This window comes from Cytobacillus sp. QJM3NY_8 (genome assembly GCF_056173585.1).
This window is the reverse complement of sequence record NZ_CM149681.1, coordinates 3024329-3046383: the sequence shown is the minus strand read 5'-3', so window position 1 is coordinate 3046383 and position 22055 is coordinate 3024329. Positions and strand designations below refer to the sequence as shown.

At 37.4% G+C, this 22055-nt stretch carries 17 protein-coding genes and 1 pseudogene; 15 read left to right on the top strand and 3 right to left on the bottom strand.

Annotated elements, in window-relative coordinates:
* Nucleotides 1-6 precede the first annotated feature (6 nt).
* From AC0VZ9_RS15765 to AC0VZ9_RS15750, 4 genes and pseudogenes are all read left to right on the top strand, one after another.
* A complete protein-coding gene (locus tag AC0VZ9_RS15765; protein ID WP_019382084.1) occupies nt 7-765 on the top strand; it encodes an ABC transporter ATP-binding protein in 759 nt (252 codons plus the stop codon).
* A gap of 495 nt (nt 766-1260) precedes the next feature.
* Nucleotides 1261-2613, top strand: a complete 1353-nt coding sequence (locus AC0VZ9_RS15760; RefSeq protein ID WP_009334037.1) for a UDP-glucose dehydrogenase family protein — start codon at nt 1261-1263, stop codon at nt 2611-2613.
* Nucleotides 2591-3853: pseudogene (locus AC0VZ9_RS15755) on the top strand (glycosyltransferase family 4 protein). Before AC0VZ9_RS15760 ends, AC0VZ9_RS15755 begins: the two are co-directional and overlap by 23 nt.
* 276 nt (nt 3854-4129) lie before the next feature.
* On the top strand, nt 4130-4399 hold the full coding sequence (locus AC0VZ9_RS15750; protein ID WP_475396429.1) for a hypothetical protein: 270 nt from the start codon (nt 4130-4132) through the stop codon (nt 4397-4399).
* A gap of 160 nt (nt 4400-4559) precedes the next feature.
* On the opposite strand, the gene AC0VZ9_RS15745 is transcribed toward AC0VZ9_RS15750, so the two are convergent.
* Nucleotides 4560-5429, bottom strand: a complete 870-nt coding sequence (locus AC0VZ9_RS15745; protein WP_019382080.1) for a LysR family transcriptional regulator — start codon at nt 5427-5429, stop codon at nt 4560-4562.
* Between the two features lie 287 nt (nt 5430-5716).
* Between AC0VZ9_RS15745 and AC0VZ9_RS15740 the strand changes: the two genes are divergently transcribed.
* The 4 genes from AC0VZ9_RS15740 to AC0VZ9_RS15725 all read left to right on the top strand — a co-directional run bounded on the left by AC0VZ9_RS15740 (nt 5717) and on the right by AC0VZ9_RS15725 (nt 9027).
* Nucleotides 5717-6604, top strand: coding sequence for a DMT family transporter (locus AC0VZ9_RS15740; protein ID WP_009334040.1), 888 nt, complete (start codon nt 5717-5719; stop codon nt 6602-6604).
* Between the two features lie 287 nt (nt 6605-6891).
* A complete protein-coding gene (locus AC0VZ9_RS15735; RefSeq protein ID WP_071158864.1) occupies nt 6892-7197 on the top strand; it encodes a hypothetical protein in 306 nt (101 codons plus the stop codon).
* A 36-nt stretch (nt 7198-7233) separates the two neighbouring features.
* Nucleotides 7234-8181 carry a LacI family DNA-binding transcriptional regulator gene (locus AC0VZ9_RS15730; protein WP_475396428.1) on the top strand — a complete coding sequence of 316 codons (948 nt, stop codon included), beginning with the start codon at nt 7234-7236 and terminating at the stop codon, nt 8179-8181.
* A gap of 75 nt (nt 8182-8256) precedes the next feature.
* Nucleotides 8257-9027, top strand: coding sequence for a Cof-type HAD-IIB family hydrolase (locus AC0VZ9_RS15725; protein ID WP_019382076.1), 771 nt, complete (start codon nt 8257-8259; stop codon nt 9025-9027).
* 554 nt (nt 9028-9581) lie between these two features.
* Here AC0VZ9_RS15725 and AC0VZ9_RS15720 read toward each other — a convergent pair.
* Nucleotides 9582-10829, bottom strand: coding sequence for a helix-turn-helix domain-containing protein (locus AC0VZ9_RS15720; protein ID WP_475396427.1), 1248 nt, complete (start codon nt 10827-10829; stop codon nt 9582-9584).
* 230 nt (nt 10830-11059) lie between these two features.
* Nucleotides 11060-12754 carry a M4 family metallopeptidase gene (locus tag AC0VZ9_RS15715; RefSeq protein ID WP_372675463.1) on the bottom strand — a complete coding sequence of 565 codons (1695 nt, stop codon included), beginning with the start codon at nt 12752-12754 and terminating at the stop codon, nt 11060-11062.
* A 271-nt stretch (nt 12755-13025) separates the two neighbouring features.
* On the opposite strand from AC0VZ9_RS15715, the gene AC0VZ9_RS15710 reads away from it, so the two are divergent.
* The 7 genes from AC0VZ9_RS15710 to AC0VZ9_RS15680 all read left to right on the top strand — a co-directional run bounded on the left by AC0VZ9_RS15710 (nt 13026) and on the right by AC0VZ9_RS15680 (nt 21717).
* Entirely contained in the window at nt 13026-13838 is an 813-nt protein-coding gene (locus AC0VZ9_RS15710) for a DUF4047 domain-containing protein (protein ID WP_475396426.1), read from the top strand.
* Complete coding sequence (sipW, locus tag AC0VZ9_RS15705) at nt 13807-14355, top strand: signal peptidase I SipW (RefSeq protein ID WP_009334047.1); 549 nt, start codon at nt 13807-13809, stop codon at nt 14353-14355. Before AC0VZ9_RS15710 ends, sipW begins: the two co-directional genes overlap by 32 nt.
* A 79-nt stretch (nt 14356-14434) precedes the next feature.
* Nucleotides 14435-15052: a TasA family protein gene (locus tag AC0VZ9_RS15700; RefSeq protein ID WP_009334048.1), complete on the top strand. Its 618-nt coding sequence runs from the start codon at nt 14435-14437 to the stop codon at nt 15050-15052.
* A gap of 237 nt (nt 15053-15289) precedes the next feature.
* Entirely contained in the window at nt 15290-15520 is a 231-nt protein-coding gene (locus tag AC0VZ9_RS15695) for an aspartyl-phosphate phosphatase Spo0E family protein (protein WP_311316069.1), read from the top strand.
* A 307-nt stretch (nt 15521-15827) separates the two neighbouring features.
* Nucleotides 15828-19916 (top strand): S8 family serine peptidase, encoded by a 4089-nt coding sequence (locus AC0VZ9_RS15690; RefSeq protein ID WP_475396425.1) that lies wholly within the window; start codon nt 15828-15830, stop codon nt 19914-19916.
* 388 nt (nt 19917-20304) lie between these two features.
* Nucleotides 20305-20724, top strand: a complete 420-nt coding sequence (locus AC0VZ9_RS15685; RefSeq protein WP_475396424.1) for a VOC family protein — start codon at nt 20305-20307, stop codon at nt 20722-20724.
* Nucleotides 20725-21219: 495 nt separating this feature from the next.
* Nucleotides 21220-21717, top strand: coding sequence for a DinB family protein (locus tag AC0VZ9_RS15680; protein ID WP_475396423.1), 498 nt, complete (start codon nt 21220-21222; stop codon nt 21715-21717).
* Nucleotides 21718-22055: the final 338 nt, after the last annotated feature.

Below are 22055 nucleotides of genomic sequence, written 5' to 3'. Positions count from 1 at the left end.
AGACATATGGAGAAGATTATTATTGGTGAGCATATAGTAAAAACTTTCGGTGAGGGCGATGAAGAGCGCACTGTTCTCGATGGAGTATCTATTGAAATAAACGAGGGTGAGTTCGTAGCAGTTATGGGACCTTCGGGCTCTGGAAAATCTACACTACTGTTTGCTTTAAGCGGAATCGATGGTGTTGATGACGGAAAGATCGTTTTTGACGGCAAGGATTTATCGGCATTCGGGGAGACTGAGCTTTCAGATATACGTAGAACAAAAATGGGGTTAATTTTTCAGCAGCCGACCATGCTAAAAAGTCTGAATATTCTCGACAACATTATTCTTCCGTCAATTCGCGGAAACCGAAAAAACATCGCAAAAGTTTCGGAGAAGGCAAGAACGCTTCTTAAAAGGGTAGGCATTGCGGAGCTTGAAACGCGCGATACTACACAGGTTTCGGGAGGTCAGCTTCAGCGTGCGGGTATATGCAGAGCATTGATGAGCAGTCCGAAAATTATCTTCGGCGACGAACCAACAGGTGCCCTTAACTCAAAATCTGCCCATGAAATAATGGACATTTTTTCTGAAATCAATGCGGATGGTACTGCGATTATGCTTGTAACTCACGATGCGAAGGTTGCAGCGCGGACGGAACGTATTCTGTTTATGCTGGACGGAAAAATTGTAAGTGAGTTGAAGCTTCCAAAGCTGAACGGGTCGGATATAGAACGTAGAGTCGAAGAAGTGACGGCGAAAATGTTGGAAGTAGGAATATGATTATTGTTTCACAGTCTGATAGAAATTACTTATTTAAAAACATATCATCGCCATACTTAGAACAAATACTTTTCCTGCTAAACGTTATACAAATGACCCTAGTATCCATTACTTTGATAAAAAAAGTAAAAACTTTATTGGGCTAAAGGGTGCTTTTGTTCAAGAATTGGCTGCATATTAGGCAACTTCTTTCTTTTTAAACTAAAGGCAGTTTATTAATTAACCAAAACAACATTTTGAAACTTAGAGATGACTATGCATTGGAGGGAAGCGCATGGCTGAATTTTTTATGCACCCATTGCTGTGGCTTTTTGGCTGGCGGGAAAGGATCGGAGAATGAGGAATAGCAAGTACGGACAGCCCAATCAGGGCTGTTTTTTATTGAAAAAAAGGATTGGCAGAAATGCTGAAACATATTTTTTACAATAGTTTAACACGTCCTAAAGAAAGGTTTAAATTTCCATCAGTACAATGTCAGTATAGAGGAGGGATTGCATGAAAATAGCTGTTGCAGGAACAGGTTATGTGGGATTAATTACAGGTGTTTGTTTAGCAGAAATGGGACATCGGGTGATTTGTACAGATATTATGGAAGAAAAAATTCAGCTTCTTAAAACGGGGCGATCGCCTATTTTTGAGCCGGGACTAGAGCAGATGCTGAAGAACAACCTCTTAAGCGGCCGTTTAGCATTCACTGTAAATCCTAAAATTGCCTATAAGGATGCAGAAATAATCTTTATTGCAGTTGGTACACCGGAAAACCATGACGGGACAAGTAACCTGGATTACGTTCATGCAGCAGCTTATTCTATTGGTATATGTATTGAAAATGATGTTATTGTCTGTACAAAGAGCACAGTTCCTGTGGGGACAAATGAAAAAATCAAAGAAATTATTCAAAGTGTAAAGCCTCCGCCTCACCAGGCAGAGGTTGTTTCCAATCCTGAATTTCTGCGAGAAGGTTCTGCAATTATTGATTTTTTCAACGGTGACCGAATAATATTAGGAACCAATTCAAAAAGCGCAGCAGCAAAATTGGAGGAACTTTATCTTCCTTTAAAAATACCTATCATTAAGACTGATATGCGAAGCGCTGAAATGATTAAGTATGCATCAAATGCCTTCCTCGCTGCCAAAATCAGCTTTATTAATGAAATTGCAGCAATATGTGAAAAAACCGGAGCCAACATTGAAGAAGTTGCATATGGGATTGGAAAAGACAAGAGGATTGGGCCGTATTTTCTGCAGGCGGGAATTGGCTATGGAGGTTCCTGCTTTCCAAAAGATACAAAAGCCCTTGTGAAATTAGCGGGTAATGTACAGCACAAATTTGAGCTTCTCGAATCCGTAATCAAAGTGAATAATCGTCAGCAGACCTTGGCCGTCAGCCTAGCCAAAAATATATTAGGTTCATTAGAAGGCAAAAGAGTGGCTCTCCTGGGTCTTGCATTTAAGCCGGATACAGATGATGTTAGGGAAGCGGCGTCATTAATGATTGCCAAAAGACTTCTGGAAAATAACGCATCGGTTATCGCATATGATCCTGCTGCGGTACCCAATGCAAGAAAGGTTTTAGGAGATGCAATCGAATATACGATGAATGTACAAATAGCCTTAGAAAATGCCGACTTGGCTATTATTGCAACTGAATGGGAACAAATCAAACATTTTCCGCTGGAGTTATATACAGAAAGAATGAAATCCCCCGTTATAATTGACGGGAGAAACTGCTACTCTCTTCGAGACATCAGCAGACATTCTATCAGCTATATTTCAATCGGAAGGCCTTATATCATCCAAGATAAAATAATGGAAGGAAGATCATATGAAAATAGCTTTCTTCACTGATACTTTTTACCCTGACATCAACGGAGTCGCGAAAACACTCAAAAGATTTACAGACTATTTAAGCGATCAGAAAATCACCTTGAAAATTTTTGCGCCATCCAGCCAATCAGATGAGTATGTTTCTTCCCATATTCGCCGATTCAAAAGTGCCTCTTTTTTCCTATATCCAGAATGCAGGGTGGCTTTTCCAAATTATTTTCAAATCAAAGAGGAACTTGAAAAGTTTTAGCCCGATTTAATACATGTTGCCACACCTTTTAATCTGGGGCTTAGCGGTCTTTACTGTGCTAAAAAGTTAAATATCCCTTTAGTGGGATCGTACCATACTGACTTTGACTATTATCTTGAATTCTATGATCTCAAATTTCTGTCAAACATACTTTGGAAATACATGACCTGGTTTCACAGCGCCTTAGAAAAAATCTTTGTTCCTTCGGCAGAAACACTGCAGCAATTAAAGCAGCATGGATTTACAAACCTTGAATTATGGCCAAGAGGTGTCGACTGCAAGCTGTTCCACCCATACTATGATAAATTATCAGTCCGCAGGCAATACTCCATCAGCAAAAAATACCTTCTCACCTATGCAGGCAGACTGGCACCTGAAAAAAATGTAGATATCCTCCCTGATATAGCGCAATTACTCCCACCTCATTTTGAAGAAGATATTCATTGGCTAATTGTTGGGGACGGACCACTTCGAAAACAATTACAGGAAGCAGCTCCAAAAAACATGACCTTTACGGGTTATTTAGCAGCCCAGCAGCTAGCTGAAGTGTACTCAGCATCAGATTTGTTTGTTTTTCCATCTCCTACAGAAACCTTCGGAAACGTTGTTCTTGAATCAATGGCCAGCGGAACGCCTGTAATTGGTGCGAATGCGGGGGGAGTTAAAAGCATTATTCAGAATGGTGTAACAGGTTATTTGTGTGAACCTGGAAATGCGGAGGATTTCGCTGCTTCGATCATAAATCTGCTCAAGAACCATAAAGTCAGAAGCCGAATGGGGTTTGATGGCAGGGATTATGCGTTAAAGCAGAAGTGGGATGAAATCTTTGATAATCTAATAGGTCAATATAAAGCGGTTATAGGGGAGAGTGGCGAGAAGAAGAAGAATGACCTCAATCCTTTCCAGAGTGAATTTACAGAAGATTACCTTTGCAGAAATAATTACAGGGTGCCGATAATGCAGCAAAAGCTGGAGTTGAACCGCAAAAATATAACCACCTCTAAAAAGTAGTCCCAGACCGGAAAGAAGGAGTTCGCTCTTACCCTATAGAATTTAATACAACAAATGGTTTGTCTAATTCATAATTTCTTTTAGGGAATAACCATGAATATTCTAAAAAACGTGGAAGTAATTTTTTTATTTACTTTCCTTCTTACCTCTTGCAGCAAAAACAGCAGGTGAACTATACCCATTGGGTAAATTAGTGAAAAATATATATTGAAAGTACTGAAGATGAGGTAGAATCCATACTTTCTCACAAACTTTTAAGGAGAATTTCCTAGATGCGTGCTTAATTTAAAATTAGAAGATATAGAAACCCTCAATACTAATGGACAACATGATGGGAGTCGTGTTTATTTAGAAATTGAACTTAAGAATGGGGTTACTTTTAGAGACGTTTATTGGACTGAATCCAATACATTTCATTCTAGTATAGTTGGAGATAAACATATAAAGGATATTCTCGAATATGAGTTATCAAATTTAAGAAAAAATTTACATGAGTTTGATATAGCTGCTCTCAAATATGAGGGCAGCTTTCCTTGTAATACTTGAACCTATGGCATTTAAGCTAAAAATGGTGAACCATTACACAATAATCTATAGGGTACATTACTTAAAGAACCAGCTGCAGTCTAAGGCGCTTTCTTATTGTACTAAACGGGCATGTTAATTGAATAAGCTTTCGCTAATCTAAATTTAGAATATAGTATTATCACTCCGTGTTTCTGTATGATAAATATTCTAAAAATCTCTTGGAAGCAAGAGAAAGTGTTTTTTGATCTCTGGCAGCAATACCAATATTTCTAAAAGCAGGAACTTCCAGCTCTTTCGCTATAATTTTGTGAGGTATACGCTGTAAAATCAATTCTGGTAATATACTGATTCCCAGCCCGTTTTCCACCATAGACATAATGGCATAGTCATCCCAAGTTGTAAAATTAACTTGCGGTGAAATATGGTGCATCTCAAAAATCTCTGAAATCTCTGCTTTTGCTCCCTTTTCCAATAGCATAAACGGACTGTTCAGTAAGCCGCTAATTGGAAACTTCTCACAATTAGCAAGCGGATGGTTTTGGGGAATCACTACCAGCAAACGGTCTTGTTCCAAAAAAACCGTTTCAAGATCTGCTTTTGACGGCAGCCGTACAAATCCGAAGTCAACACGTCCATCTAAAACCCATCTTTCAATTTCTGTGTAATCACCAAGCAGAAGTTCAAAATCAATCTTCGGGTAATCCTTCTTAAAAACTCTGATCATGTTAGGGAGCCAATGAGTTGCTACGCTGGAAAATGTCCCAATACGAATAATCCCGGACTGTATATGGTGTAAGTCTTCGATTTGCGTCATTAAGATTTTGTACTCATTGCAGATTCTCTTTACTTGGGGCAGTAATTTTAAGCCATCAGAAGTTAAACTGATACCCGCACGTCCTCTTTCAAAAAGGGAAACCCCCCATTCCGTTTCTAAATCGTTAATCATACGGCTGATCCCAGACTGTGTATAGTCCAGTGATTCGGCAGCTTTTGTGAAGCTGCCGAATTCTGCTGCCCTGACAAATGCCATATATTTTTGGATATTCATATTTCTTTTCCTTCCCCATCTGGTTTTGTCATATATATCATGAGAAACATTCGTTTTTGTAATATCTGACACCATGATATGTTATTAATATCAAAAATTCAAGGCAGGAAAGGGGAGCTATAAAAATTGTTTTTTGTGAGTGAAATAATGAAAAAAGCACCTGTCTTCTTTTAGTTTCCGCCCCAAGAAAGGGTCTGCATTCCGACTGAGATTTGAAAATGAAGTTAAATAAACATAATAAGAATCTGCGAAATACAAGCTGATTCGCAGATGGGCAGGAGCAGAAGATGAAACCTAAAATTCAGTTTATATTATCAATGATTACTTTCGGTACAATTGGTTTGGTGGTCCGATATATTGATTTAGCTTCGAGTGAAAGTGCTTTACTAAGCAGTTTCCTGGGATGCATATTTTTATTGCTGGTATTCTTCATGATGAAGAAAAAAATACCTTGGAATTTAGTAAAAACGAATGCTTTATTTTTGATTCTTTCAGGTATTGCATTGGGAGGAAATTGGATTTTTCTTTATCAATCGTATGACCATACGACAATTGCCAATGCAACGCTAGGTTATTACTTTGCTCCTGTGATTGTAATGATTCTATCTCCCTATGTTCTTAGGGAACATTTATCCGTTAAAAAAATGGTTTGTATTGGTGCAGCAATCATAGGTATGTTAATGATTGTAGGTGAAGGCATGAGTGCATCAGAATCAGATGATATTCTTGGACTTTCCTTTGGATTAATCGCAGCAGCATTTTATGCTGCGTTATTGCTTTTAAATAAATTTATTAAAGATATGGGAAAGTTAGAGCTGACCATCATTCAGCTTGGAACAACCACTTTACTGTTAATGCCATATGTTTTCCTTACCGAAGGATTTGGCATCTTTGAAGTATCAAGTTCTTCTATTCCTTTTATTCTAATATTAGGAGTCGTCAACACAGGGATTGGGTTTTGGTTATTTTTCTCCGGTATGGAAAAATTAAAAGGACAGAGCATAGCTATGCTAAGTTATGTTGACCCATTTGTAGCTATATTGATTTCCGCAATTATCCTGCAAGAACAAATGACAATTATTCAAATGCTTGGTGGTATACTGCTATTAGGCTCTACACTAGTTAGTGAATTGAAATCAGTTAACCATTCCAATAGATTAATGAAAACCAGCTGAATAAACTACAAAAACAGTGGGAGGCAATCGTTTCCTACTGTTTTTTAGTTTGATAACTTTAAATAAGCCGCCAGGACCGAGAGGTAATTGAAGAAAGGTTTTCAAATTTGTCAGTTTTTTTCTAATAAAATCAAGGCGCATGTTAGTTTAATAATGGGTAGCTTTATTAAAAAGTTAATCCGTCTCTTTGTAGCTGTTTTAGCAATTATTGATTTTTCTATTGACTTGAAATGCATTTCATAAATTAGATTGAAAGTAAGCTGATTTTCAACGAAGGGAGAAGAGAGATGAACAGAATGATTAACCTTCAACAAGATGAACATGTACTATATACCCTTACAGGGTTATTGGAAATCTTTGATGGAGTACAAAATATCTACTATGGTGATTTATTTTTAACTAATAAAAGATTATATGTAATAAGCACCAAGCCAATAAATGTTGAAAAATCTTTTTGGTTTAAAGGAGAAATGAGAAACATTGAACATTCGACACTCATTGTAGGAAAACACAGGATTGCGATAAGATGGGCATACAATGGAAACCTCCTTTACTTTATAAAAGCTTTTCAGAAATTGGATGTAAATGTGTAGGTTCTCTTGATTCCTGATATATGTGGGAGGTATGTGATGACAAATATTAAAGACATTGCAAGATTAGCAGGTGTATCTGTCTCTACTGTTTCTAGAGTCCTTAACAATTATAAGCACGTTGCCAGAGATAAAAGAGAGTCTGTTCTTAGAGTTATAGAAGAAATGAACTATACGCCAAATAAAAATGCGATTGATTTAATTAGAGGAGAAACCAGAACAATAGGCGTTATTCTCCCATATAACAACAATCCAGCATTTGATCAGATATTAAACGGTATACTGAACAAGGCATTAGAGCATGATTTTTCGATTACGGTACTTCCTTCAATCTATAGTAAAGAGAAAGAAGTGGAGTATTTACAAAAATTAAAAAGCAAGCTGTATGATGGCATCATTATCACTTCAAGAGCAAATGATTGGGAAACGATCATTCCGTATACTGAGTATGGTTCTATCGTTTCTTGTGAATATACACAGCACAAAGAAATTGGATGTTCTTATATGGACCGTTATTCTTCTTATCTAGATGCCTTTCAATTATTAAAAAACAAAGGGCATTATGCTGTAGCTTTCACAACAGCTAGGATAGAAAGCAATAGCACGAAGCAAATGATTGGTGCATATAAGGAGGTTTTTGGTGAATTTCAACCTAAATATCATATTTCAGGGTGTCTTTGCTTAGAAGACGGATATAAAGCAGCGGAGCATTTCCTGCATTTACCGGAGAGACCCACAGCTATCTATGCGAATGGAGATGAAGTGGCTGGTGGTATTTATTTATATGCTAAGTTTCAGCAATTAAAAATCCCTGCTGATTTAGCAATCATTGGTCAAGAAAATCAGCCAATTGGTATTGGTATGGGGATTACTACAGTAGATCATCAGTTAACGAAAATTGGTGAGCAAGCTTTTAGCCTAGTTATAAAAAAATCTAGAGAAAAAGTAAAAATACCTTATCATATTGTGGAGAGAGATTCTGTTTAAAAACCCTGCTTTGAAGGTGTTTAACACGGTGGTAAAGATTGAATAAAAAATAGTAGTGGAATGTGGTGAAAGTTAGTGCATAAAAAGTTTATTGTCTTTGATATAGATGGAACATTATTAACGACAGAAATGAAGTTTCTCGACAGTACAAAACAAGCTTTGGTTTCTCTTAAAGAAAAAGGCCATTACATCTGCATTGCGACAGGACGGGACTACGCTTCAGCAAAATCCATCGTTGACGAGCTTGAAATTGAAACATATGTTTTATGCAACGGATCACTTGGATATGTTCGTCATGAATTAGCGCATGAAGTAATGTTATCAAAAGAGTCTATTATGAAACTTATTGAAATTGCAGCGGAAAACAATGATCAGATTGTGTTCCAAACAGTGAACGGAATAAAAAGACATTTCGAAGAACCTGGAGAGTCGTTAATTAAGGCTTACGAAAGTCTAGGATGGTCGATCCCTGACTATGATGGATTGTATTGGGAACGAAACCCAATTGTTCAAGCTATGCTTTTCTGCAAGCAAGAAGATCTTCAAAAATACGCGATCGAAGAATTCAGATATGTGAGTTGGCACAAATTTGGTTTAGATGTCATTCCTAAAGAAGGTTCGAAAGCAAATACCATTTTGAAAATCGCCGAACAAAATGGATTTAAGCGGGAAGATATTGTTTTTTTCGGGGATGGAATGAACGATATTGAACTAATGGAACTATCAGGAATTGGGGTCGCAATGGGAAATGCTGAAACAGAAGTTAAAGAGAAAGCCGATTTAATCACGGATAGTTGTAATGAGCATGGAATTTATAATGCTCTTAAGAGCTTGTCATTAATATAAAAAAGAAGAAATCTTAAAAATCAATCAATAATTTTCAGGGAATTAGTTTTTACCGACAAGATTTTGTGAATGTTCTCACTTAAAGTAAAGCTGCCCTGTACAATGAGGGCAGCTATCCTTGCTTGTTAAAGAAAAAGTTTTAGTGAAGAAAGTGAAAAGGGGAATTACCTGTTTTAGCTTCCTTCCATACCAGATTTATTAATAATCCTCATCATTCGGGAAAGTTTGTTTAATTTTCCTCTGAACGGGGATTACAAATTGTCTATGTAAGAATGTGCTAATTACTGCTTTCTTGCACGAAAAAACCGCATGCACCCAGCAAAGATAGAATAGTGCATGGCGATCAATACTTTTTCAAAAAATAATATTTCGTTCTAAAATCCATATCTTAATGGAAAGTCTGTTGGAAAGATCATACCCCTTTCTAAACTAGCTGAGAGAAGATTTCCCCCAGTCCACTAATGTTCCTAAAACAATATACTTATATTAAATCCCATTAATAAAGGTTTAGCTCAAGAAGTTCGGATCATTTTCCGGCCATCTTCATCGTAAGCCTAATTTGGATCTATAAGTACCTTTGAAATTTGGGCCGCTTTCTGAAAGTCTTCGCTTTCCATATAGTGATCATATAGTTCTTTGGCATACTTGTTTATAAAAACCGTATGCTTATTTGTAATAAAATAGGGTAGGGCATCTTTCTCTAAGAAGGTGTAATACTTATTTAAATTATTCTCTGTAAGTAAAATAAAAAGTTTGAATAATAGATGGTAAAATTCGTTTTCCAAGTTTTTTGCCATGGAAAGTCCTTCTTGTGCTTTTCTTAATATTGAGGTTTTACGCATTATCTTTCCCGCAAGACCGCTTTCCAAATAATTGTACAGGCGTTGAAGATATGAAGTGGAATGCTTATTAGTCATAGAAAGTGCTTCTTTATAAAACTTATGTGCATGAGCATAATCTTTTCTTCTAAAATGTTCAAACCCAAGATTGTTTAATAGCATTCCTTTTTTATCAGTGGCTTGCACTAATTCACTGTGATGAATCAAATTATGATAGGATTCCGTTAGCTCTTCTAGATTGAGGTGTATGTCGTTTCCAATCTGGAGAAGCATCAGCGACTCTGCCGTGATCGCCATAATGGAATTATTGGTTTCTCTAAAATAGCGGAGTGCTTTTTCAGCATGCACATAAGCCATCACTCTGGAATCGATACAGTGATAAGCAACGGCTAAATCATAATTGTATTCAGGATTTCCATATTCATCCTTTTCTATTTCTTTCAAGACTTCTATAGCCTTTTGATGATTTTCGGTTCTGGATGAAATACAATTGCATATGTAGTATATTCCCCATGCATGCTTCAGCAGGTTTCTCTCATAAGGGGGGAGGCTGGGGTGTTTCTTTTGTACAGACTGTAAAATAGAATATGTCTTTTTATAATTCATCTTTATGATATAATACCTTGCCTGTAACAGCTGGTATAATGCGGCATATTTCGAAGATTTAATATAAGGGATTTTTTTCAATTCTATATTGATTTCATCTACTTCTTTTAATCTCCGCATAACAATGGCCTTATGCCACTGATTGAGCTGATTCCCCAGGTTTTCAAATCGAAGGATTTCTTTCTTTATGTCGAGGTGCAAACGTTCTGATAGTAATTCGATAATCTCTGCAGAACAAGCTGTATGCCCTCGCTCAATCTTGCTGATATAGGAAAGAGTGCAAATTCCAAAACCAAGTTGTTCCTGGGTAAGACCGGCCTTTTTTCTGTAAAATTTAATGATTTCTCCCTCTATCATGTGATACTCTCCTTATGCGACTTAAATGACTTTATGTAATAAGTTATAATATTTTTACAATAGTACCACAATTTTCAACTTTATGACTAGTTACTATTAGCACATAATCATGTTATTGAGTGGGTTGTTAGAATGACCCAGTGTTTTTTGAAAAGTAGAAAAGTGAAAAGGGATGTCAATAAATAAGGCCATGAATGAACTAAATTCATTCATGGCCAAATGTAAGTTTCTTAGTTTACTCCTACAGAAGCATAAGCATCCATAACAGCTTTGGTCTCTGCAGAAGGCTGCCCATTTCTATCTGGATGCAAATCTCGAGCAGCTTGAATAGCTGCTTCACGCATTTCTTTAAATCCGGAAGTTGGCGTTAAGTATAAAGTGAGAGCACGGTAGTAGATTTTTTCCGCTTTTGTCCTGCCAATTCCTGTAATATCTACTCCGTTATTTGTACCGCCTGCAGTAATTAAGTAAGCTGCTTTATTATTAATGCCGCTGTTAATATGAACCCCACCGTTATCTAATTCACCTTGGTAGCGATCTTGATAGGTATCCGGATAACGCCCTGATGGCATATATTTTGTGCTAACACTCTTAGAAGCGGGGTCACTCATCGAACGAAGTCCTCCGTCGCCAGGAATGTTTGGAGTGGTGTTATCCTCTCCTAGATCCCATTCAACCTCTCCTGTTGCGTACATTTCCGCGAAATTACCGAGGATGTCTGCTATTGATTCATTGATCGCTCCCGATTCATTTTCGTAAATTAAGTTTGCCGTATGCTCAATAACACCGTGTGTCATTTCATGCCCTGCTATATCCAAACCACCTGCAAATGAACCAAATTCAATTCCGTCCCCATCTCCATATAGCATTTGTTCTCCATTCCAGCCGGCGTTATTCCACTTTTCCCCAATATGAACTGTATTAATTAATTTCATCCCTTTATCATCTAAGCTGTTACGCTTATGAACGTTTTGATAGTATTTGTTCACTTTATCAGAGTTGAAATGGGCTGAAACGGCTGCTGGGTTGTGAAAAAAGTTACTAGTATTGGTTGTTGAAACTTCCCATCCCGTGAAGCCAAAAATTGCTGAAGAAATTAAGAATAAAGTTTCATCTATACGACGAGCGTCAAAAGTCGATATTGGCACAGTATTGCTGTTGGCAACAGAAGTACCATGCAGATAACTTGTTTTAGTTTCCGAATCCTTACCTGCGTTGAAAGATTGCATATCGCCATGTACGTCCAGTCCTCTAGCGGTAACTGGGGAAAGATCCGTTGGTTCAGCACTGTGAATTTTATTGAAGCTGTCGATCACTTCTCCTGTTGCTGCATCCACAAAGTAATGGTAGTACCCGGGTGCCGGGATAGAAGTAGATGCTTTAACTAGGTAGGTTAAATAATACTTGCCTTTATAAGGATAGATCGTTAATTCAGAATCTATATCATCATAATTTTTCACTTCACCAATCTCTGATTCTACGTCATTTTTGACAATTTCTATAGCCTGCTCTTCTGAAATGGATGCCTCAGTTGGAATGGCTGAACGAGTCAAAGTTTGGGTGACCTTGCCAAATGATGCAAATACGTTATTGTTCGAATCTAATGCTACAGTTTGTCCAGAACCATATACTGGAATACCATTGTATTGCTCAACAGTGCGTGCATGGTATGTACCTGTCGCACGATCCGTTTTCTCACTTACAATTTTAAATTGCCCTCCTTTGGTTAATGACCTCGCAGCTGGATTTTCCACTTTTGATTGGAGGTAAGCCTTTACAACTTCTTGCTTACTCAATCCTTCAGCTTTAAAGAGAATAGTTGAATTGCTGGTTGAATCTGTTGCAAAAGCTGGTACGGTTGGCATTATTCCCCCGAATGTCACTGAAAGAGCCAATACAGCAGGAATAACCACCTTTTTACTCATCTTATTCTGATTCTTCTTTTTCATAAACACACCCCTTATTGAATTTTTGTTGGAACAATTAGAATTATTCAGAAAAGTTTCGGCAAAATCAATATTAACCAGAGAAATTAAATTTGAGAAAATTTCAGACGGGTTTTGCGGTGTTTTAAGTGTTTTCGGGTCTAATCGACAAATTTCAGCGTTGTTTTGTAATGGAAATTTCTCAATACAATTTTCTGACAAATAAGTAATAATGATTTCTATCAAGTCATTTTGCTTAGGGGGGTGAAAAATGAAAAAAGCTGCTATTCATAAAGCCATCATACTTACTTGTTTATGTTCCATGTCATTTTATTTAGGGCTGCATGTAATAGGAGAAACAGAAGCTTCCTTTTCAAGCCAAGTTTCAACAAAACCAATAACAATATCTGCAGCAATTATTTTTCCTGAAACTATTAAATTACTAGAAGATAGGGCAGATGAAATTGCAGATCAGATGCATCACGAGTATGAACGGATTAATACTGTTCAAGCAGAAGGATCGTTACAGGTGTTACATGATAGATTTACTAAAGTTGAATCTATCGAAAAGGAGCTGCATCAGCAATTTACGGCTCTTCAACAGATTTATAATGAACTTTCCGACTATCATAACCAAACTAATGATAATGGTCATACCTTTGATTATGTTTCTGAAGGGCTGCTCAACGTAGAAAACAGGTTAAAGGAAGTACGGGAAAAGATAGATTTTGAAAAACTAGAAATGATCCTCTCCTCTATTTCAGTGGAGATAAAGGAACGAGAAGATAAAGCTTCCCAGGGAAATACTCCAGTGAAACAACATAACGGAAGCACTGAAATTCAGATTGAACCTGAACATGAGGCAACAAAAAAGTTAAATAATAATGAGCAGGCGCCGGAACATACAGAAAAAACTCAGGAATCAAAGGAAGAAAAATCTCAGGAAACTGCACAATTCCAGAAACGTCAAGAAAACTCTAAATCTCTTATTGAAGGGTCATCTAATCAAGAGACATCACAGAGTTCAAATAATAATGAGCAGGTGGTAGAACATGCAGAAAATAATTTTGAGATGCCTAAGTAGTATTTTGGGATTCGCTTTCGTGGTCGTCGTCTGTTTCTTAGCATTTGTTGTTCTTTCTTCAAGGATATCTGGTTCAGAACCGACTTTTTTAGGATATCAAGTCAAAGCAGTCCTATCAGGTTCCATGGAGCCCACTTTTCAAACGGGTTCTATTATTTCAATCAAGTTAGGAACTGATCATTCTAATTATCAGGAAGGTGATATTATTACTTTCCGGTTAGAAGAGAAGATCGTTACCCATAGAATTGCAGATGTGAAACAAGAGGATGGACAAGCATGGTATAAAACCAAAGGCGATAATAATGACGCTCTGGATTTATGGTCTGTTCCCGCACAAGATGTGGTTGGAAAGTACACTGGCTTTACGATTCCGTATATCGGGTATGCATTGAACTTTGCAGCTTCAAAAACGGGGTCAGCTCTTTTGTTGATTATACCGGGTATATTGTTGGTAATTTCTTCATTGCGCACCATCTTGAGTGCGAAAAAAGAGCTGGAAGTAAATAATGCAAGATGATTTAGGTTATATCTCCCATGTATCTACACACATACATAGGAGTTTAATAATAATTTTAATATTTTAAGGGGGATTTACAATGAGTTTTACAAAGAAGGTAAGTCAAGGTGTTATGGGTGCAGCATTAGGATTGTCATTAATCGGCGGAGGAACATTTGCCTATTTTAGTGACTCAGTCGAAACCCAGAACACATTCGCAGCAGGTACATTGGATTTAGGGCTAAATCCTAGTACAGTTGTTAACATTAGCAATATCAAGCCGGGTGATGAAATTTACCGTGAATTTACACTTGAAAACAACGGTACATTAGATATTGGAAAAGTGCTGTTAGATACAAGTTACACCGTTGATGATGCCCAATTGGATGGAAAAGCCAATCAGGATGATTTAGCAAAACACATCAAAGTTACGATCATGTATAACACAAGCAGTTCAACTAACACTGTTGTAGAAACTACATTACATGATTTACAGACTAAACAACCAGACTTAACTCAAATAGATAATCTTGCAGGTCCATATCCAGATGGCATTCCTGCAGGCGAAAAAGAAAAAATATTCGTATTATTTGAATTTGTAGACAATGGAGAAGATCAAAATCAATTCCAAGGTGATAAGTTAAAAGTAGATTGGACATTTAATGCAGAGCAAACAGATCCTGCTTACCATGACGATACAGAGCCAGATAATAACTAATAGTAAAGGTGTTCTACTATTTTTAAATAGAATCCTAGCTTCAGTTTAATTCTTGGATTTCAAGAAAGCATCGCACCAAAAAATGACGCCATCCTTTCTAAAACCTAATTAGAAAGGATGGCGTTTGCTGATGCAGCCAAATGTAAACTTGAAGTTTCACAGCGATATTGATTAAGTTTTCTTATGTTTTTTTAACGTTGTAATTTGTCAAAAGCCGAACTATTTCGTTATTTAATAATGAGCCTTATTTTGCATTCAGACTATAACCAGGAGAAAGCAATGAATATAACTAGACTTGAAATTATGATTAATTTTAAACGAAATCGCATGATCCGTTCAGGTATAAAAAAAGGTTTAAACCACCCGGATACAATTAGACTTAGTCAACAGTTAGATAAACTGTTGAATGAATACCAAAAAGGTAAGTTCTATAGGAGCATCCACCACATAGCATATTTACAATGTTAGCTAAGGCACTTGGATAATTATAAGTTATCTAGGCCATAGAGAGAAAAGTATTAAATGATTTTATGATAATCCATTTAGAGCTTTACCCCAAATCATAACTGCTGCGACCGGGATAAATTTACCAGAAAACGTACTATAAACCTATTTATCGTCTTTTTTTTCGTAGCAAGGAATACTTTCGTCATACAAAAAAACCCCGATTGTAAATAGGAAGGAAGGGAACTAGAATGAAAGTGTTGGAATATTCTAAACACTAAAGAGAGGGTATTTAAGCATAATAAAAATAATAAAGAGAGTGGGGAAACATATGAAAGTCAGTTCTATAATGAAAAAAACAGCAGTGATTACCTTGTCTGCTGGATTGCTAGTTTCACCTGCAACTTCAATTTTCAGCATACCAGAAGCAGGTGCAAGTGAACGAAGTGCTGAAGACATCTTATCCACTTTGAACAGTGAACAAAGAAAAGCCTTAGAACAGCTGCAACTGAACACGGACGGAGGGCTGATAGGCTTCAAAAGCGAAGATCTATCCTCACAGAAAGAAATCTCCGTTATCGTCCAGTTTAAATCAAAGCCTAGTAAAGTAGCGGTTCTGGAAGCTGCCTTAAAAGGCAAGGAATTGAAAAAAGAGAAAGCCGATGCAGAGGTTGAAAAAGAACATAAAACGTTTAAAGCTGACATCCAAAATATCTTACTGAAAGAGAATCCCAAAACAAAAAGCATCTCAAGTTCCATTTCCCATACGTTCAAAAAAGCCTATAACGGTGTAGCCATGACATTGCCAGCCGATCAAGTAGCACTCCTATTGCAATCAGATGTCGTCCATGCAGTATATAAAAATCACACCTTTACAGTTGATCCTATTCAAAAAGAACTGCCTAAAGATATTGAAAAAGAAGTCACCACTTCTGTTGAGAGTATCCCTTATTTAAAAATTGATGAATTACATAAGGAAGGAATTACGGGTAAGGGTGTTAAAGTAGCTGTTCTTGATACGGGGATTGATTATAACCATCCAGATTTAAAGGATGCTTATAAAGGTGGATATGATTTTGTTGATGATGATAAGGATCCAATGGAAACATCCTATAAGGATTGGCAAAATTCGAATCAGCCTGAAATCAATCCCTTTACAGGCTCGACCTATTATACATCCCATGGGACACATGTCTCAGGTACGATCGCAGGTCAAAATAAAAATGACAGTGAAGTGTCTGTTGTAGGGGTAGCACCTGACGCCGACCTATATGTGTACCGTGTACTGGGGCCTTATGGAAGCGGAACCTCTGAAGATGTTATTGCAGGTATTGAAAAAGCAGTGGAAGACGGAATGGATGTTATGAACCTTTCATTAGGTGCAGCGGTAAATGATCCAAATTATCCAACGAGTACAGCGATTAATTATGCCGTTTTAAACGGTGTAACGGCAGTTGTTTCTGCAGGGAATTCCGGACCAGGCTCTAACACAGTCGGGTCACCAGGTACTGCTGCATTAGCTTTAACGGTTGGAGCGAGTGACGTTCCCGTTGAGCTGACTACGTTTACAGGTAGTGTATCAGAGGATTGGTCCACTGAGCTCGTAAGTATGGGAAGAAGCTTTGCGGATGATTTTTCTAAACTGGATGGTCAATCCCTTGGACTTGTCGATGTAGGTTTAGGTGCACAGGAGGATTATACAGGCAAAAATGTTGAAGGAAAAATTGCTTTCGTCCAACGCGGGAATTTTGCCTTGGCTGACAAAATCAAATTTGCCAAAGAGCATGGTGCTCAAGCTGTGATTATGTATAACAATGTTGACGGCCAGATTGGTCAAAACCTTGGTGAATCGACTGCATTTGTTCCTGCATTCTCTATCACCAAAGCAGCAGGTGAGCAATTAAAAGCGAAGATCACTCAAGGGGATACAACTCTTACATTCTCAAATTTAAAAGAAACCCAATCAGAAGGAGATAAACTGGCAGACTTTAGTTCAAGAGGACCGGTCAATGATAATTATGATATGAAGCCAGAAGTCGTTGCTCCAGGGGTGAGTGTGCTTTCTGCATACCCTTCTTATATGATTGACCCTGAGAATCAGGAAGATTATGAGTATGCCTATGCACGTCTTTCAGGAACATCAATGGCGGCACCCCATACAGCTGGAATCGCGGCTTTATTATTAGATTCGAAACCAGATCTTGACCCTGACGATATTAAAACGATTCTTATGAATACGGCGGATCCTTTAAATGGTGAGTATAGCCTGTATGAAGTGGGGGCTGGCCGAGTGGACCCTTATCAAGCCATTCACGGTGATATGAAAATGCAGGTGACCGATGAAACCCTCATTCCAGATGGTGCTGGTTTTGTAACGGTTAATAATCCATCCGGTGATATCAGCTTTGGTAATCACTTTGGCGCAGAAGGAAGTTATGTCCGTGAAAATCGAAGCATTAGGTTCAAAAATAGCAGTGATGTGAACAAAACGTTTACGGTTTCTGTTGAAGAAAATGCAGCGGAAGGAACGAACAGCCTAAGTAAAAATGGTGTTTCCGTTAGTACAGGCAAAAGTATAAAAGTAAAAGCAAATAAAGAAGTGAAACAGAATGTCTTCTTAACGGTACCGAAAACAGCTAAAGTGGGTCTATATGAAGGATTCATTACACTCACAAATAAAGAAGATTCATCAGATCAGTACCGTATACCATTTAATTTTAGAATTACAAAGGAAGGGTTACACTATTTAGATTTACTGACACCTTCAATAACACCGCCATATTTAAATCAAGAAAGAACGATGATTGATAATCGTTTAGGTGCTCTGGCTAGATTTAATTTAAGCTCACCAGCGGAAACAATGGATGTCATCCTTCAAGATGGCGAAACAGGGAAAAATATAGGTTTCCTTGGAACGGTGAATTTAAAAGGCAGTCCACTAGATCGGGATCTTTCTTTAATAGGACTATTTAACGGAAGATATTACGAATTCACTGGGAACTCCAAACAGCCGATTGCAGAAGAAGAGAGTTATGCACAGCCTGGTCACTATAAATTGTTATTTGTAACAACGGGTACATCCGGGAAAGTGACAAAAGAAACGCGTGACATCTTCATAGATATAGATGATCCGAATTTTGAAAGTTCACTCGACGGTCCATCACCATTCCTTGAATACAAACCAGGGCAGGAAACCTACCCATTTGAAATTCAGATTACTGATCCACTCGTGGAAAAAATGCAGAATGCAGGAATCGAAATCGATCAATCATCGAATGCGGTCATTTATAAGTGGGGAGAATGGGGATTCCCTTCTAGTCCTGTCGCTATGGATAAAGATGGGAAATGGGCAGAAGAGATAGCTATGGAAGACTCTATACAAGCACTGAGATTTACAATGAATGGACTTGATTCTGCTGGTAATTCACCAGTGCAGAAAGATTATTACTTTGTCAAGGAGGGGACACCTGTTACGTATGTAAAGAGTGATATCAATAAAGTAAAAACAGGTGAAACGGTTCAAGCTCAAGTAATCTTGGATAATGTAAGTGATGCTAAAGAAATAACTTGGAACTTTAAAGATAGGTTCGGGTCAATGGAATTAATCGATGCCAAGCTTGCCAATGGAATATCCGACAAAGCTGCAATTGCAGTTAATGGTGATGAGGTGAAGGTAACCTTTAATGGGACCAATGAGACATTTGACCACACTGCAGTTGTAGAAGTATCAGTTAAGATTACGGATGAAACCTTCCTTACTGGCACTAGTATTAATCCTACTGCTACTCTAATAAATGGTCAAAATGAAACAAGTACACTATTAAATGCTGGCCAAAAGATAGAGGTCGATCCACAATATAATTCAGCTTATGGCTATGTATTAGCGGAAGGATTCCGTAATCCTGATAACGATCTGCTTGAGAGCAGAGATTGGTCAAAGGTTGGAGGATCTGTGAAATTTATAAAATCCGATAGTACTGTAGTGGACGCTACTTCTTTAGTAGAGGATAGATTAAATTACCGGGTAGAAAAACTTCCTTTAAGCAAGGATCCATATACTTTGGAGATTAAGATTCCTGGTCACTTTGAGGTTCACAGTAAACAACATATTGGGTTTGAATACAAAGGTAAGCTCTTTGGTAAAAATCATTATGTTAATCCAATTGATATTACAGCTGGTGATGTCAATCAAGACCAAGTCATTGATGTTTTAGACGCCATTGAAATCCAAAAGGCCTGGAAAACCGATAACCGTTCGGCTGACATCAACTTTGATGGGACGGTTGATGCGAAAGATATCGCCTTTGTTCAAAAGAATTACCAGCTGCAAAACAAATTTGTTGAAAATCCACCGGCTCCAAAAGAAAAGCATGATGGGAAAACATTAGAAAGTATTTTAGAAGAGTTGGGTGTTGAGTAAAGCAGGAAGTATTATTGTTATCAGAATTAAAACAGGAATTAAATGAAAAATATTCGAATCGTATAGGATACCTGATGAATCCCTACTACCGTATCAGGTAGTAGGGGTAACTTAGTTGAGAACACCTTTTTCACAAGTGAATGACCTTCCTGACATCAATAGCAATTTGAAAAAAACAAAAGAATCAGGATGTTAGGAGTAAAACTATGAAACGAAGTACAATGAAGCTGCTTTCAAAGTAATCGGGTGTATTCTCTTCTTTTATTGAGGAGGTAGCTGAATAACGGTTGCATATATCAGTATAAAATCCTTACTTAATGCAGGAAGTAAGGATTTTTTGTTGAATGATTAAATTTAGAATATTTTGGAATGTGAGAGGAGACAAAAAATGGGTGAGAAATTATTAAGAGTTGGCACAACCTATATACCAGTAACTAATGTATATCTTTCTTCTGATTGGTATGTAAATAAATTAGGAGCAGAGTTAAGCTACAAAGATCAAGACAAAGCAATTTTAAACATCGCTAATCAAAGCATTTTTCTTGTGAAGTCTAATGAAAATCAAAGCTCTAATTTCTTTGATATTTACGGTGATGAGCGTTTTTCATTAACATTCGAAGTAAATGGATTAAATGCCTTAGAAGCAATACATAAAGACTTTAAGCATAGTGAAATTAGAGTTGGAGAGATCGAGGATAGAGGACACACGGGAAGAAATTTTGTTTTTTATGATTTAGATGGTAATAAATTTGATGTATGGAGTGAGCTTAGTCCAATCTTCAAAGAAAAATATCTCATTTCCGAATAGATAATTTTATGAGGAGGCAATGTTTAATAAAGCATCTTCCGTTAATTGTTCAATAACGGGAAAGTTTGTGAGTGGAAGATCCAATGTACCTTATAGAGCAGACAATTAAAAAGGTCTGCTCTATAGGGTCTTTATTTGTCATGAAGAAGGAATAAAAGCTGGATGAGCCGAATAATTCATAGTGATCATGGGTTTGTTGTATTCTCAAAATAAAAGAGAGTATTTCAATAAGAATATTTTTTCGTTATATGGCCGACAGTCGAAAATGAAGGTTATTTTATGCGTATCAATGGCTTTTTTGAAATTGATTGAGGATTAGTGTTTCGTCACCCGGACAATACCCTGCCGTGTTGAAGAGAATTAGAGGCTGGAGATATAGGTATGTCCAATATGGAAGGGACCATTTGAATTTGGTTTTTACCTTTTTAGGACCGATTAATTTGTACTTTAGTTTAACTTTGAAAGATTACACTAAACAGTGAGGAGAATGTTTGTATGCAAGTTGTAACCAAAATGTTTTTAGAACAACTCGACATGCATTGCCATGAGAATGATTGGTTTGCATCCATGAATCAGGCGCTTCATGGAGTCAGCGCAGCTGAGGCAGCATGGACAAGTTCGGGAATCAGCAATTCGATTTGGCAGATTGTCAACCACTTGATTTTTTGGAATGAAGACGTAATCCATCGAATTAAGGGCACAGAGAATCCGCATAAGGCAGAAGACAATGAAGAAACCTTTGGAAATCCGGGAGATGCAGAAGACGAAATTGGGTGGACCCAGACAGTGCAGCGCCTTAATGAAGTTATGAATAAATTAAAAACGGTCATTGCGGACCTTGACGATGAAAAGTTAAAAACTCCGTATGCAGCTAACAGGTATTCTATTGAACGTTTACTCAGCAATATCATGATGCACGATACGTATCATATCGGCCAAATTGTTCTGTTGCGAAAGTTGCAATCCTCTTGGGGTGGCGTTGATTGGTCCTAAAGCACCATAATTCAGCGACTTCCGTCCAGCCGCAGAAGCAGTATTGACGGTGTGAAGCCCTTTCATTCTCTATGGTGAAGCTGGGAATTCCGAGTCACACATATACAAGGACATCTCGACCAAATTGAAAGAGTCAAAAAAGCCTTTAAGGAGAAGCGAGTTTAAAGATTAATATTTTTCTTCTAAACGGGGCAGCCTTCATGCAGAAAAACAAAACTTGTGAATACATGTACTAAAACTTTAGGTGCTTATGTTAACATCGGCTGCCGAACCAGGCGGCTTTTTCATATTGAGCAAAAGGTGCAGTATAGTTATAACTTTCAAGTTGCAAAAAAATT

What these genes read in the sequence shown, in the direction of transcription:
- AC0VZ9_RS15720 (WP_475396427.1), bottom strand. Translation starts at nt 10,829, where the DNA reads ATGATAGAGGGAGAAATCATTAAATTTTACAGAAAAAAGGCCGGTCTT.
- sipW (WP_009334047.1), top strand. Translation starts at nt 13,807, where the DNA reads ATGCAGAAAATAATTTTGAGATGCCTAAGTAGTATTTTGGGATTCGCT.
- AC0VZ9_RS15735 (WP_071158864.1), top strand. Translation starts at nt 6,892, where the DNA reads ATGAACAGAATGATTAACCTTCAACAAGATGAACATGTACTATATACC.
- AC0VZ9_RS15680 (WP_475396423.1), top strand. Translation starts at nt 21,220, where the DNA reads ATGCAAGTTGTAACCAAAATGTTTTTAGAACAACTCGACATGCATTGC.
- AC0VZ9_RS15760 (WP_009334037.1), top strand. Translation starts at nt 1,261, where the DNA reads ATGAAAATAGCTGTTGCAGGAACAGGTTATGTGGGATTAATTACAGGT.
- AC0VZ9_RS15765 (WP_019382084.1), top strand. Translation starts at nt 7, where the DNA reads ATGGAGAAGATTATTATTGGTGAGCATATAGTAAAAACTTTCGGTGAG.
- AC0VZ9_RS15745 (WP_019382080.1), bottom strand. Translation starts at nt 5,429, where the DNA reads ATGAATATCCAAAAATATATGGCATTTGTCAGGGCAGCAGAATTCGGC.
- AC0VZ9_RS15700 (WP_009334048.1), top strand. Translation starts at nt 14,435, where the DNA reads ATGAGTTTTACAAAGAAGGTAAGTCAAGGTGTTATGGGTGCAGCATTA.
- AC0VZ9_RS15715 (WP_372675463.1), bottom strand. Translation starts at nt 12,754, where the DNA reads ATGAGTAAAAAGGTGGTTATTCCTGCTGTATTGGCTCTTTCAGTGACA.
- AC0VZ9_RS15685 (WP_475396424.1), top strand. Translation starts at nt 20,305, where the DNA reads ATGGGTGAGAAATTATTAAGAGTTGGCACAACCTATATACCAGTAACT.
- AC0VZ9_RS15740 (WP_009334040.1), top strand. Translation starts at nt 5,717, where the DNA reads ATGAAACCTAAAATTCAGTTTATATTATCAATGATTACTTTCGGTACA.
- AC0VZ9_RS15730 (WP_475396428.1), top strand. Translation starts at nt 7,234, where the DNA reads ATGACAAATATTAAAGACATTGCAAGATTAGCAGGTGTATCTGTCTCT.
- AC0VZ9_RS15710 (WP_475396426.1), top strand. Translation starts at nt 13,026, where the DNA reads ATGAAAAAAGCTGCTATTCATAAAGCCATCATACTTACTTGTTTATGT.
- AC0VZ9_RS15695 (WP_311316069.1), top strand. Translation starts at nt 15,290, where the DNA reads ATGAGCCTTATTTTGCATTCAGACTATAACCAGGAGAAAGCAATGAAT.
- AC0VZ9_RS15690 (WP_475396425.1), top strand. Translation starts at nt 15,828, where the DNA reads ATGAAAGTCAGTTCTATAATGAAAAAAACAGCAGTGATTACCTTGTCT.